Annotated in this window: 13 protein-coding genes; 3 read left to right on the top strand and 10 right to left on the bottom strand. The window is 42.3% G+C overall.

Annotated elements, in window-relative coordinates; all coding sequences use genetic code 11:
• Positions 1–14: 14 nt before the first annotated feature.
• Positions 15–938: a metal ABC transporter solute-binding protein, Zn/Mn family gene (locus L6410_RS00580; RefSeq protein WP_237395587.1), complete on the bottom strand. Its 924-nt coding sequence runs from the start codon at positions 936–938 to the stop codon at positions 15–17.
• 125 nt (positions 939–1063) lie between these two features.
• Here L6410_RS00580 and L6410_RS00575 point away from each other — a divergent pair, with 125 nt between their 5' ends.
• Positions 1064–1723, top strand: coding sequence for a metal-dependent transcriptional regulator (locus L6410_RS00575; protein ID WP_024396728.1), 660 nt, complete (start codon positions 1064–1066; stop codon positions 1721–1723).
• Between the two features lie 27 nt (positions 1724–1750).
• Here L6410_RS00575 and L6410_RS00570 read toward each other — a convergent pair whose 3' ends face one another.
• From L6410_RS00570 to L6410_RS00545, 6 genes are all read right to left on the bottom strand, one after another.
• Positions 1751–2452, bottom strand: a complete 702-nt coding sequence (locus L6410_RS00570) for an ABC transporter permease (RefSeq protein WP_237395586.1) — start codon at positions 2450–2452, stop codon at positions 1751–1753.
• Entirely contained in the window at positions 2445–3281 is an 837-nt protein-coding gene (locus tag L6410_RS00565) for an ABC transporter ATP-binding protein (RefSeq protein WP_024396730.1), read from the bottom strand. Before L6410_RS00565 ends, L6410_RS00570 begins: the two co-directional genes overlap by 8 nt.
• Positions 3282–3383: 102 nt before the next feature.
• Positions 3384–3581: a hypothetical protein gene (locus L6410_RS00560; protein ID WP_237396597.1), complete on the bottom strand. Its 198-nt coding sequence runs from the start codon at positions 3579–3581 to the stop codon at positions 3384–3386.
• A 382-nt stretch (positions 3582–3963) separates the two neighbouring features.
• A complete protein-coding gene (locus tag L6410_RS00555) occupies positions 3964–4149 on the bottom strand; it encodes a hypothetical protein (protein ID WP_024396731.1) in 186 nt (61 codons plus the stop codon).
• 76 nt (positions 4150–4225) lie between these two features.
• Positions 4226–4669, bottom strand: coding sequence for a D-aminoacyl-tRNA deacylase (gene dtd / locus L6410_RS00550; protein WP_024396732.1), 444 nt, complete (start codon positions 4667–4669; stop codon positions 4226–4228).
• A gap of 1 nt (position 4670) precedes the next feature.
• Positions 4671–6875: a RelA/SpoT family protein gene (locus L6410_RS00545; RefSeq protein WP_237395585.1), complete on the bottom strand. Its 2205-nt coding sequence runs from the start codon at positions 6873–6875 to the stop codon at positions 4671–4673.
• A 419-nt stretch (positions 6876–7294) separates the two neighbouring features.
• Here L6410_RS00545 and L6410_RS00540 point away from each other — a divergent pair, with 419 nt between their 5' ends.
• Complete coding sequence (locus tag L6410_RS00540) at positions 7295–9841, top strand: bifunctional 2',3'-cyclic-nucleotide 2'-phosphodiesterase/3'-nucleotidase (protein WP_237395583.1); 2547 nt, start codon at positions 7295–7297, stop codon at positions 9839–9841.
• A 38-nt stretch (positions 9842–9879) separates the two neighbouring features.
• On the top strand, positions 9880–10428 hold the full coding sequence (locus L6410_RS00535) for a GNAT family N-acetyltransferase (RefSeq protein WP_237395581.1): 549 nt from the start codon (positions 9880–9882) through the stop codon (positions 10426–10428).
• 37 nt (positions 10429–10465) lie between these two features.
• Here the strand turns inward: L6410_RS00535 and L6410_RS00530 are convergent, their stop codons facing one another.
• Genes L6410_RS00530 through prmA form a run of 3 tightly spaced genes read right to left on the bottom strand, consistent with a single transcriptional unit; the run spans position 10466 to position 12887 of the window.
• Positions 10466–11182 carry a DUF554 domain-containing protein gene (locus tag L6410_RS00530; RefSeq protein WP_237395580.1) on the bottom strand — a complete coding sequence of 239 codons (717 nt, stop codon included), beginning with the start codon at positions 11180–11182 and terminating at the stop codon, positions 10466–10468.
• Between the two features lie 3 nt (positions 11183–11185).
• On the bottom strand, positions 11186–11932 hold the full coding sequence (locus tag L6410_RS00525; protein WP_237395579.1) for a 16S rRNA (uracil(1498)-N(3))-methyltransferase: 747 nt from the start codon (positions 11930–11932) through the stop codon (positions 11186–11188).
• 1 nt (position 11933) lies between these two features.
• Positions 11934–12887, bottom strand: coding sequence for a 50S ribosomal protein L11 methyltransferase (prmA, locus tag L6410_RS00520; protein ID WP_237395578.1), 954 nt, complete (start codon positions 12885–12887; stop codon positions 11934–11936).
• Between the last annotated feature and the right edge of the window lie 428 nt (positions 12888–13315).

Genomic DNA, 13315 nt, shown 5'->3' with positions numbered 1-13315 from the left:
CTCCCATAACAATTTTATTTTAGATATTTAACAATCAATGTAACATTATGTTTGTACATGTCGATAAAGGTATCCCCTTCCTCGCCTTCTGGTGCCAAGGAATCTGAGAATAACTCCTTACCTTCGCCAGTAACAACTTCAACCTGACCGCCTTTGGCTTTTACTGCCTCTTGCAATTTCTCCATGCGTTCTGGATTAGTTGTAGACTCTGTAAAGATAGCTTTGATATTATGGTCAATGATTAGGTTAACTGTCTCAATCATATCACTATTAGCCACTTCGGAATCCGTGCTAATTCCCTGAGGAGCATATAGAGTGAAGTCATAGCTAGCAGCAAAGTAATTAAAGGCATCATGCGGTGTTACCAAATAGCGACATTCTTTTGGAATCACACTCAATTCTTTTTCTACCCAGGCATGCAAATCATCTAGCTGCACTTGGTATTTTTCTGCATTTTTCTGAATCATCTCAGCTTTAGCAGGTAAGAGTTTTTGTAGTTCCTCTGAAGCTACAGCTACAGCTGACTTGTACAAGGGAATTGAAAACCAGAAGTGGGGATCGACAATCTCTTCCCCATCCTCATCCATCGTATTCAAGTCTTTTGCGTTAAAGTTTTTAGAAACAGCTACTCCGGTCTTCTCCAAAGCTTCAACCATTTTACCTTCAAAGTGCAAACCGTGGTAGAGAACAAGGTCAGCCTTTTGTAATTTTGATAAATCACTAGATTTGGCTACGTACAAATGAGGGTCTTCTCCTGCTGGAATCAGCAAATCACGTTCCACCTCATCACCCGCCAACTGATAGACCATATCATTGAGGAAGGAAGTAGTCACGGCCACCCTTGGCTTACTAGAGCCTTCTGTGGTTTGCGATGGACGACAAGCTCCTAGTCCTATTAGGGACAATAGCAGAGCAAAACTGAACAACATTTTCTTCATATAGGTTCTCCTTTTATTTTTATTAAGCATACCTAACTATATAATTAGATTAAGCTAAAAAATTCATTTTGTCAACTGATTTTTAAATTTTTTGATATAATAGTCTCAGTAGAAAGCGAGTTCTCATGACACCAAACAAAGAAGATTACCTAAAATGTATTTATGAATTAGGTCAATTAGACCAAAAAATTACCAATAAACTCATCGCAGAGAAGATGGCCTTCTCCGCACCAGCCGTTTCTGAAATGCTAAAAAAAATGGTAGCCGAAGGGCTCATTTCTAAGGATACCAAGGCAGGCTATCTCCTCAGCCAAACCGCACTTGAGATGGTATCTAGCCTCTACCGCAAGCACCGTCTGATTGAAGTCTTTCTGGTGGAACAACTCGGCTATTCTCCAGAGGAAGTCCATGAAGAGGCTGAGATTTTAGAGCACACTGTTTCAGATCACTTTATCAATCGCCTAGACCTACTACTAGAACAGCCCCAAACTTGTCCTCACGGCGGAAGCATTCCTCAAGCAGGTCAGCCACTCATCGAACGCTACCAGACACGACTCTCCCAACTCACTGAAACTGGATACTACCAACTTGTCCGTATACACGACTTTTATCAGCTCCTCCAGTACTTAGAACAACATGATTTAGCTGTCGGAGATCAGCTGGTTGTAACAGATTTTGATAGTTTTGCCCAAACGATTACTATTCAGTACAAGGGTAAAGAACTCGCAGTACCCACCACTATTGCTCAACAATTATACATAGAAAAAACCAATCACCCCAATTAAACAGAGCGATTGGTTTTTAGTATCCAACTACTTTTTATCAGTAACTATTACCTTACTTCTCTTTATCGCAAGAATAGTAAGCACGATAAGAATAACATTCCAAAGTAACAGAATCTTAATAGAGTTATCACTCATAGAAAAATTTGTTTCAATAAAGAAATCTGTATAGGCTCCCATGAAAGTATAACTTACAACGGTTGCCACTCCTTCCTTCGCCAACGAAAACATCGGCAACAAGGCTACAATAAATGTAATAGGCAGTCCATTAATTTGGGCTTTTGATTGTGTATCAGATAACAAACCAATACACATATTAATCAGCATCACTGCTACCGTGGTTAGAAACATAACTACTATATATTCGATATAGATTCCTTCTAAATTGGCATCGGTCATCACCGGAAATAGAATCAAAGTAATCACCGTTAATATCAGTGGATGTATAAGGACAGACAGAATATATTCATGGTATCTCACGCCACTCAGCAACAGAGTTTTGAGCATGTTTTTTTCTTTCTCTTCCGCAATCATGGTTGAAATCGTCATCCCAATAGACATTGAAATCGCCATGGACAAACAGACAAACATGAGTTTCATTCCTGAGGCTTCCATAAAATTTTTATAAAGTAGAACGAGCATGAAAGGCAATAGAATCTGAACGGATAGATTTTTATTGCTTAATAAAATTTGATTTCTCAGCCAAATTAAGGCATTCATTCTTCTAAACATTTAGCTTCTCTCCTGTCAATTGAATAAAGATATCTTCGAGCGTTGGCTCGCATGAGTGGACGGCAATCGCATTCGATAGGTCATTATTGGTAAAGTTTGCAAACGGAATTTCTTTTTGACTAAAATCAGAATAGGTAATTCTTACCACTTTATCCTGATTGTATCTTTGAATAATATCTCTCGCAAGACCTTTTTCCACTAACCTACCTTTGTTTAGTAAGACTAACTCATCACAGAGCAAGGTAGCTTCACGCATATCGTGAGTTGTCAAGAAAATCGTTGTTCCTTGTTTTTTCAAATCCATAAGTAAGGCATGTATGGATTGAGAGGTAGTTGGATCTAACCCACTTGTTGGTTCGTCAAGAAAGAGAATTTTTGGATTATTTAGTAATGCCCTGACAAGTAGCATGCGTTGTTTCATACCAGTTGATAACTTCTCAGCAGGTGTCTTCTTGCTGTCAAACAAGCCAACCTGTTTCAATAATTCATCTATTTTCCCTGCTTTCGCACCAAATAATTTTCCATACAACTGTAAATTCTTTTCCAATGATAATTTCTCATAAAAACCACTTTTGTCACTGACAATTCCAATTTCTTCTAAATCCGATGGAGTCAAATCAGAAGAATCTTTGCCTAGCAACTTACCCTTCCCTTGGTTTGCCTTTATCTGACCTGTTAAAATATTAATCATCGTTGTTTTACCAGAACCAGACGGCCCTAAGAATCCAAAGATGTTCCCCTCACGGATTTCAAAACTAATACTATTTAATGCAACTTTACTCCCAAACGACTTGGTAATCGTATCTGCTACAATCATAGTTTCTTTCATAACTTATCTCCTTAACTAATCGTGTCATTCTTTATAGTCCTAGTATAAGAAAAAAATAAAAAAAGCAACATGACATCTATGTCAGGTTGCATATTCAGCTCTTTAGAAACGTGCTAAATCGTTTTCCTTTTCCATCTTAAGATTCTTCACTAGAATATCATCATTAAGCATCTTTGCGAAGGCAATTGCCTTATCATATAATTCTTCTACTTTTTCCTTATCATTTTCCACTTCTAGATAGTATTTTGCCTCAAAAACGTAGACTACTGGTTTGTGTTGATAGTTCGTTGATTCCTCAATGATTTGGTGGTTGATTGGCTTTAACAGTCCAGTGGACTGTTAAAGGTTGGAGATAGGATTTGTGAAACAAATCTCTGCAATTCGTGCTTCGCACTCCAAATCTGACCTATACGACTGTTGCGAACAAGTTCGCTCCATTTCCAACCTCAAAATGTTCACTGAACCTTTTGAGCTGTGCGGGGCGGTAGTAAAATAGTCCAGTAGAGTATTTTAGCCTGAAACTACAAATATGGAGGCAAAAGGAACTCATTTTCTACTAGTTGTGTTCTGTACCACACCCACCTAACTTTCAGAAATTAGAGCCACCGTCTTTACTTTTCCGCAAAAACTATAATAGCACAGTTAATAAAAAATTGTAGTCCAATTTACATCAAAAACCAGCCTACTTGGGCTGGTCTTCTTGTAGTCGCTCTTTTAGGCGACGCCGATATAAAATCTGCGAAGGGATGAAGTAAAGAAAACTCACAAGAATAATCCAGCGTTTATCCACTCCGCTAAAGAAAATCACTAGAATCAAAATAAATGCAATCGTCAAATAAAAGAAATGATTGGTGAACAATTTTTTCATAGCCAGCCTCCATAACTACCTTTCGACATTAGTATATCAAAATAGAGATAGAGAGTACAGACTATTTCTAAAATTCTTACCTGTTTTTTGTATCTAAGATAATGGTAACCGGTCCATCATTGACTAGACTGACCTGCATATCAGCCCCAAAAACACCCACCTCGACTGGTACAAATTCAGACAAGGCCTGATTAAACTCATCATAGAGTTGGCTGGCCAGAGCAGGAGCTGCCGCTCCTGTAAATGCAGGGCGATTGCCTTTTTTTGTATCCGCAAAAAGAGTAAATTGAGAAATGGATAATATCTTACCCTCCACATCTTGAACAGATTTGTTCATCTTACCTGCCTCATCTGAAAATATCCGCATATTAACGATTTTTCGCACAGCATAATCCAAATCTTCTTGACCATCTTCCGGACCAATACCGACTAAAAGAAGAAGGCCTTGCTTGATCTGCCCATGTACTATATCTTCGATAGTCACACTGGCTTGAGAAACACGTTGTAATACTATTTTCATCTTATCCGTTGGTCCTTTTCACTGAATAAACTTCTGGAACCGACTTAATTTTGTCGACCAAACTGGTCAAGGTTGCCAAATTGGAAATCCCAAAGGATACATGAATCGTCGCAAATTTCATATCCTTGGTTGGTTGTGCATTAACGGACGAAATGTTTTTGCTAGCATTAGTCAATACTTTCAAAACATCATTGAGAAGTCCCGAGCGATTCAGTCCATAAATATCAATATTGGCCATGTACTCTTTTGTTGAATTATCATCTTCCCAATCAACATCAATTAAGCGCACATCGTAATTTTCTTGACTCTTAAGGTTCATACAGTCCACACGGTGAACAGCCACCCCACGCCCCTTGGTGATATAACCAACAATCTCATCACCCGGTACTGGATTACAACATTTGGCAATCCGAATCAGCAAGCCAGAAGCGCCCTCGATAACCACACCACCCTCGTGTCGGATTTTTAAACTGTCTTTATTGTCGTGTTTGACCCCTCCACCATTAACCAGTTCATCTGCGACCGCTTTTGCCTTGGCACGTTCGGCCTCACGACGTTCCTTTTCTGTCAAACGATTGAAGATTGACACGGCAGAAACTTCTCCAAAACCGACTGCCGCATAAAGAGCCTCGTCTGTTTTATAGCTGGTCTTTTGCAAAACTTCATCCATGTGACGACGATCTAAATACTGGTTCGGAACGTAGCCATTTTCTTGAAGCAAGCTTTGAAGCATCTCACGTCCTTTGGAAACCGATAATTCCTTATCTTGATTTTTAAAGAACTGCTTGATTTTGTTACGGGCTTTATGGGTTTTTACAAGATTAACCCAGTCACGACTCGGACCAAAGGAATTGGCTGAAGTAATAATTTCTACCTGATCCCCTGTTTTGAGTTTGGTTGTCAGAGGGACCATGCGACCGTTGACTTTAGCACCTGTCGCTCGCTCACCTACCTTGGTATGAATTTCATATGCGAAGTCGATTGGCACAGAGTCCTTAGGCAGTTCCCGTACCGCACCATCAGGAGTGAAGACATAAATTCGTTCTGTAAAAATGTCTTCTTTGACAGAATCTACAAAGGTTTGTGCGTCTCCACCAGCACCTTCTTGAAGTTCGATCAAATTATTAATCCAACGCAATTCTTTTTCAGAAGCGGTCGCCTTACCACCACGCTTATAGGCCCAGTGTGCTGCAACCCCGTACTCTGCAACTTGGTGCATCTCTACAGTACGGATTTGAAATTCGATTGGACCTTTAGGCCCATATACAGTTGTATGAATGGATTGGTAACCATTTGCTTTCTGATTTGCGATGTAATCTTTAAATCTTCCTGGCATTGGTTTCCACAACTCATGTATGTAACCTAGCATCGCATAAACATCACTTTGAGTATCCATGATACAACGAATAGCAGTCAAATCGTACAACTCATCAAAACGCTTCCTCTTATCATGCATTTTTCGATAAATAGAATAAATATGCTTTGGACGACCATAGATTTGTCCGTGAAGATGGCGTTCCTCTGTATACTCTCGCAGTTTGTTGACGACTTCAGTCACTAATTCCTCACGCTCACGGCGCTTCTCACGCATCATATGTGTAATTTTATAAAATTCAACTTCATTGAGATAGCGGAAAGACATGTCCTCCAATTCCCACTTAATGGAAGAAATACCTAATCGGTGAGCAAGAGGTGCATAGATTTCCATTGTTTCACGTGAAATACGTTCCTGCTTGTCCTTGCGCAAGTGCTTAAGAGTCCGCATGTTGTGTAAGCGGTCAGCGAGTTTAACCAAAATCACCCGCATATCTTGAGACATAGCAATTAACATATTTCGGTGGTTTTCTGCTAGTTGTTCTTCATGAGATTTATATTCAACCTTACCCAGTTTGGTCACACCGCCGACAATATGGCGGACTTCCGGGCCAAATTCAGCTTCCATCTCATCCAAGGTCACCTCTGTATCTTCAACCACATCATGTAAGAAACCACATGCAACCGTCACAGCATCTAGCTTGAGACCTGCTAAAATACCTGCCACCTGAATAGGGTGTACAATATAGGGCTCACCTGATTTTCGAAATTGTGTTTTGTGCGCCTCTGTAGCAAAATCTAATGCTTTTTTGACAAAGGCAACATCCTCTTCCGGTAAGTAGGTGGCCGTTAAGGCAACCACTTCCTCCCCAGTATAATTTATTTCTTTCATATCATTACTCTTCCTCTTATATTTCCTACTATTTTACCATTTTCATGAAAAAAGAAAAAGGAATCTAGCACCACTAACACAGATAAAAACTAAGAACCTGTATTCACAAGTGACGTGCTTGTGGATAGGAGATCGTTTTTTCGCTAATCAAGGCTTTTTTTGAGGGAACGCTGACTGTATTTTGAAAAAAGAACGATGAGTAGCTGAAAAAAGAGCCTTAGGTGGAAGTACTGAACTTTGAATACAGGTTCTAAGTTTCTTTTTCTACTAAAATCAGAAAAAATATTCGGTTTTCACTCTGTTTTCATGTTTTTTTCAAACAAAATTACCTAAACGTTCAGATTCTGTCTTGAGTTTTTGGTTTTACCCCTGTATAATGATGGTGGAAGATTATTATAAAAAGAAAATGGAGGATTCTCATGAATTTTCGTTTTAGCAAATGTGCTATCGCATTAAGTCTAGCCTTGCTAGCAACTAGTCCTAACTTCGTTCAAGCAGAAGAAGTAGACGGAACACTTGCTAGTACCACAGAAATTGAGCAAGCATCACAAACCTCTGAAGCAGCAGTTAGCTCAACAGAGACAGCAACCAAATTAAGTCAAATAAGCTCTGAGGAAGTTACATCAGAGGATCAGACGACTTCAACTGAAACAGCAGAAACAACTACAGCAACTGAGACTTTTGCAAGCGCTGAAACTACAACTGAAACTAGCACTCCAGCTAGCGTTGTAGCAACTAGCGACGAGACAACAACTAACCCTACAACCGAAACACGCGCAGCCACGACAGAGACAACAACTCCTGTCGAAGGCCAATCTGTCGATGTCCGTATCCTAGCAACAACGGACCTCCATACTAACTTGGTCAACTACGACTATTACCAAGATAAACCTGTGGAAACACTCGGGTTGGCAAAAACGGCCGTGCTAATTGAAGATGCCAAGGCTGAAAATCCAAACGTCATCCTTGTGGATAACGGTGACACCATCCAAGGAACACCGCTTGGCAATTACAAGTCTCTCATTGATCCGATTGAAGATGGTGAACAACATCCTATGTACACCGCCTTGGATACGCTAGGTTTCGATGCCGGCACCCTCGGTAACCATGAGTTCAACTACGGTCTAGACTACCTCCGCAAGGTGATTTCAACAGCTGGCATGCCCCTTCTCAACGCCAATGTTCTCAACCCTACAACCAAAGATTTCATCTACCAACCTTACACTATCGTTGACAAAACCTTTACAGATACTACTGGCAAGTCTGTCAGCCTGAAAGTCGGTATCACAGGAATCGTTCCGCCACAAATCCTCAACTGGGACAAGGCCTATTTGGAAGGCAAGGTCATCGTGCGCGATGCGGTTGAAGCAGTCCGTGACATTGTTCCTGTTATTCGTGAAAATGGCGCAGACATCGTTTTGGTTCTTTCTCACTCGGGTATCGGTGATGATCAGTATGAAGTTGGCGAAGAAAATGTCGGTTACCAAATCGCCAGCCTGTCAGGAGTTGATGCGGTGATTACAGGTCACTCCCACGCAGAATTTCCAGGGACAGCTGAAAAACCAAGCTTCTACGCTAAATATACTGGCGTGGACGACACAAATGGTAAAATCAACGGCACTCCTGTCACTATGGCTGGAAAATACGGTGACCACCTTGGTGTGATTGACCTTAATCTGACGTATACTGACGGTAAATGGACCACAACTTCTAGCAAGGCTGCCATCCGCAAGATTGATACCAAGTCATCTGTGGCCGACAGCCGTATCATTGACCTGGCTAAAGAAGCCCACACTGAAACCATCAACTACGTCCGCCAGCAAGTCGGTGAAACAACTGCACCAATCAACAGCTTCTTCGCCTTAGTGCAAGATGACCCATCTGTTCAAATCGTCAACAATGCCCAAATCTGGTATGCCAAACAGCAACTAGCAGGAACGCCTGAAGCTGGCCTACCAATCCTTTCTGCAGCGGCCCCATTCAAGGCTGGAACCCGTGGCGATGCAACAGCCTACACAGACATTCCAGCTGGCCCAATCGCTATCAAAAACGTAGCGGACCTCTACCTCTACGATAACGTAGTTGCCATCTTAAAAATCAACGGTTCCCAACTCAAAGAATGGTTAGAAATGTCCGCAGGTCAGTTCAACCAAATCGATCCAAGCTCTACTGAGCCACAAAACCTGGTCAATACTGACTACCGGACCTACAACTTCGATGTAATTGACGGCGTAACCTATCAATACGACATCACCCAGCCAAACAAGTACGACCGCAACGGTAAGGTGGTTAACGAAACAGCAAGCCGTGTTCGCAACCTTCAGTACAATGGACAGGCTGTTACAGATGAGCAAGAGTTTATCGTGGTGACCAACAACTACCGTGCAAATGGTACCTTCCCAGGTGTCAAAGACGCCTCTGTCAACTACTTACTCAATCTGGAAAACCGCCAAGCTATCATCAACTACATCATCGCTGAAAAGGTCATCAACCCAACAGCAGACAATAACTGGACCTTTACCGATAGCATCAAAGGATTAGACCTCCGCTTCTTGACGGCAGATCGTGCAAAAGACTTGCTAGCGGATCAAGAAGGCCTGGTTTACCTCCAAGCCTCTACTGAAAATGAAGGTTTCGGTGAGTTCCGCTTTGTCTATACCGAGCCAAAAGCAGTGACACCTCCAACTGTTCAAACAGATACCAATACGAACATAGCAACTAATCAAACAGGTGTTCAAATCACACTTCCGTCTGGTCAAGTTATTACCCTTCCAGCTGAAAAAACAACAGTACCCGCACCAAAACACAAGCTTGCTAGCCCTGCAAAAGCAAGCACTGCCACTTCAACAGCTCAAGCAGGTCAAAAAACACTCCCAGCTACTGGTGAGGCAAGCTCCATGCTCAGTCTTCTTGGCTTCGGCTTGATTGGTTTTGTTGGTGCACTTCGCAAGAAAAAAGAAAACTAAACATAGATAAAAGTCGAGAGTTTGGGTCTACCAAGCTCTTGTCTTTTGAAAGGACGACCATATTTGACACTTTCCCTACTCTACAAGCCGCCTCCTTCCAACTGCGAAAAATAGAGGAAACAGACCTCGACGACCTTTGGGAAATCTATTCCAATCCTCTTCATTTCCAATACACTCCTAACACATCAACTAAAAATAAAGAAACCCTTCGCAAACGAATCAGTCATTTCCAACGTGATTTTGATAAGAAAAAAAGATTGTTTTTAGGACTAGAATTTCAAGGGAAATTGATTGGCGTCTTGGAAGTTTTCGACTACAAAAAACGAACTGCGTCGGTGACCATTGGCTACCGTCTTCATCATGCTTTCTGGAATCAAGGTCTAGCCAGCCAAGCGGTCAGTCTGCTCTGCCGTTTCTTAATACAGGAGTATCCCATCTCAGAAATCCTTGCCTTCGTCATGCCTGAACATCAAGCATCCCAAAGAGTATTGCTAAAAAATGGTTTTACTCTTAGTAATCAGACTTCCGCAAACTGGAAAGGGTTGGGAGAAGTCGACTTGCTTCTCTACACGTTAAAAACAGCCTGAGGTTCAAGCTGCTTTTCTGTAAATTTTCATAAAAAGATTATACAAAATACGTCCAAACAACTGCTACTAAGATGGCAGGCAACATATTAGTCACATGGATTTTTCGATCCCAAACAATATTAACTCCGACACAAAAAATAAGAACTGACCCTATTAGAGAAAGGTTCACAAGTGCTTGTTCCGTCATAATCGGTTCAATCAAACGTGCCAAAATCGTTACTGAGCCCTGGAAAAAGAAGACGGGTACGGCCGAAAACCCTGCTCCCTTACCTAAACTAGAAGTCATAATCAAAATAATTATAAAATCCAAAATGCTTTTAATAGCTAATAATCGATAATCTCCCGTCAAACCATCTTGAATAGAACCAATAATGGCCATAGCTCCAATACAAACAGTCAAGGTAGCCGTCAAAAAGGCATCTAAAAACTGAGAATCTTGACTATTTCCCGATTTTTCACGGAGCCAAATACCAAGTTGCTCAAACCAGCCTTCGATATGGAGTACTTCCCCCACCAAGGTTCCTAACGCCAAACTAATGACCAGAAGCATACTATTCTGACTTGTGATCTGACCATCTACAACTGTCAGTAACCCCTCTAAACTACCAGAAATCCCCAGAAAAAGAACAGCAACACCACTCGCCATCGTCAACCCCGACTGATGCCGTTCTTTCAGTAAATGTCCAAACCAAGACCCTAGCAAACCTGCTAGGGCAATGGCCAAGGTATTGATAATCGTTCCTAAAGCAAACATACACTACCTCAACAACTCCGTCGCGTAGCTAATGGCAGAAAGGGCGTAGAGGGGAGCCGTCTCCGCTCGTAAGATACGAGGACCAAGACCTGTCTTGACCGCTCCCGCTCCTTCAAATGCGGCTACTTCCTCAGGCGACACGCCACCTTCTGGACCGACGATGACAAGGACTGATTGGCCAGCTTCTAAGCCAGATAAGATTTTCACCAAGTTAGCTTGTTCGCCCTCTTTTGCAGCCTCTTCGTAGGCTAAGATAATCTGGTCAAATCCTGCTAGTTGAGCTAGGAAATCCGATTTTTTCTCAAATAATCGAACAGCCGGAATACGATTGCGTTTGCTTTGCTCTGCTGCTCCTTGGGCAATTTTTTCTAGCTTCTCTGCTTTTTTGCCTAATTTTTTACCATCCCATTTGACCACAGACCAATCAGCTGGAAAGGCCCAGAGGGCTAACATGCCTAACTCTGTTGCCTTTTGAGCGACAAACTCGAGCTTATCTCCCTTTGGAAAGCCCATGGCAATGGTCACGGAAACGGGCAATTCAACATTGTCTGCCAATACTTCGATGATTTCAACAGATTGACTTTGGCTATCCACTACTCGCACCAAGCGTTTGATGCCATCATCAAAGACTAGGACAATTTGGTCATCTGCCTGTAATCGCATAACAGAAAACATATGCTTGGCAGTGTCCTTATCCTTAATCTGGAAAATACCCTGCGGTGCTCTGCCATTGACAAAATACTGCTGCATCCTAGCCTCCAATCACACCTGAGCGGTTAGCCGTTTTCTTGAAGATACAGCAATTCCACTCGCCCTGAATCATGTGGGTCTCGAGGAAGAAGCCAGCCGCCTCCGCAGATGCTCGCACCATGTCCCACTTGTCCGCGATGATGCCGCTCATAATCAGGTAGCCTTCGTCCTTGACAAGACGGTAGGCATCATCCGTCAAATGAACGAGAATGTCCGCCAAGATGTTGGCAACGATGACCTCCGCTTCAATGTCAACGCCACGAAGCAGGTCACCTGCCGCAACATGAATATTGCTGGTATGGGCGTTGAGGTCAATGTTTTCCTGAGCCACACGCACCGCCACTTCATCTAAATCGTAAGCAAAGATTTCCTTAGCCCCAAGAAGAGAGCTAGCGATTGAGAGAACGCCTGAGCCTGTGCCGACATCGATGACTGTTTCGCCACCACGCAGTACCTGCTCCAAGGCAAAGAGGCTCATCTTGGTCGTCGGGTGAGTACCCGTACCGAAAGCCATGCCTGGATCCAGACGGATAATCTTCTCACCAGCAGTCGCCTCATAGTCGGTCCAAGACGGCACAATGGTCAAATCGTGGGTAATGCGGGCTGGCTCATAGTATTTCTTCCAGTTGTCCGCCCAGTCTTCCTCTGCTAGTTCCTGACTTTCTAGACTGACCTGACCAGTTTCCAAGCCAAAGCCTGTCAAATCCGCCAAGCGAGTCGCCAAATCTGCCTTGATTTCTTCAATATCCAAGGTATCAGGATAATAGGCCGTAATCGCAATCATATCCGACTGCTCCACCTCGGGATAAAGTTCACCGAAACGGTCCTCCTGTCCCACATAGTCAGCCGAGTCGCTAATGGCCACCCCCTGACTGCCCGTTTCAATCATCAGATTTGAAACTGCTTCCTCTGCATCACGATGCACGTGAATCGTTAATTCTTGCCATGAGTTCATGTTTGTTGTTCCTTTTCTTTTCTATGCGTCAATCACTGTATTATTGTACCGATTTCTAACCCATTTTACAAGTTAATGTTACGCGATGGAGCCCTAATAATACTTTTCGAAAATTTTCTATTCGCACTGCGAATAAACATGTGTAGGAAAGTTTAAGACGGTGGTTCCAAGTTTCTGAACGGAGGTGATGCCCATGGAAGTGGACAGCAAATCTGCTAGAAAGGCTAGCCCATGCCAGATGGTAAGTAAACTTACTCATCTGGCAACGACAAATCCTATAAGATTTGTCTAGGACACGCACTAGCTCGAGTTTTGAAAAATATCGTTTCAAAACTCTCACGTCGGAGATCTCTGGATTTATATTTATCAAGTCTACTTGTTGGAATGCTGAATTTGATAATCGTCATCATTTTAGCTATTCGAGATAA

This window comes from Streptococcus parasuis, assembly GCF_021654455.1.
Lineage (GTDB): Bacteria > Bacillota > Bacilli > Lactobacillales > Streptococcaceae > Streptococcus > Streptococcus parasuis.
Note: the sequence above shows the minus strand (reverse complement) of the source record. Positions and strands in the feature narration are given on the sequence as shown.

Excerpts from the sequence above, each read along its gene's own strand:
- L6410_RS00570 (WP_237395586.1), bottom strand. The coding sequence starts at position 2,452 with ATGTTTAGAAGAATGAATGCCTTAATTTGGCTGAGAAATCAAATTTTA.
- L6410_RS00545 (WP_237395585.1), bottom strand. The coding sequence starts at position 6,875 with ATGAAAGAAATAAATTATACTGGGGAGGAAGTGGTTGCCTTAACGGCC.
- L6410_RS00580 (WP_237395587.1), bottom strand. The coding sequence starts at position 938 with ATGAAGAAAATGTTGTTCAGTTTTGCTCTGCTATTGTCCCTAATAGGA.
- L6410_RS00555 (WP_024396731.1), bottom strand. The coding sequence starts at position 4,149 with ATGAAAAAATTGTTCACCAATCATTTCTTTTATTTGACGATTGCATTT.
- L6410_RS00540 (WP_237395583.1), top strand. The coding sequence starts at position 7,295 with ATGAATTTTCGTTTTAGCAAATGTGCTATCGCATTAAGTCTAGCCTTG.
- L6410_RS00565 (WP_024396730.1), bottom strand. The coding sequence starts at position 3,281 with ATGAAAGAAACTATGATTGTAGCAGATACGATTACCAAGTCGTTTGGG.
- prmA (WP_237395578.1), bottom strand. The coding sequence starts at position 12,887 with ATGAACTCATGGCAAGAATTAACGATTCACGTGCATCGTGATGCAGAG.
- dtd (WP_024396732.1), bottom strand. The coding sequence starts at position 4,669 with ATGAAAATAGTATTACAACGTGTTTCTCAAGCCAGTGTGACTATCGAA.
- L6410_RS00525 (WP_237395579.1), bottom strand. The coding sequence starts at position 11,932 with ATGCAGCAGTATTTTGTCAATGGCAGAGCACCGCAGGGTATTTTCCAG.
- L6410_RS00575 (WP_024396728.1), top strand. The coding sequence starts at position 1,064 with ATGACACCAAACAAAGAAGATTACCTAAAATGTATTTATGAATTAGGT.
- L6410_RS00530 (WP_237395580.1), bottom strand. The coding sequence starts at position 11,182 with ATGTTTGCTTTAGGAACGATTATCAATACCTTGGCCATTGCCCTAGCA.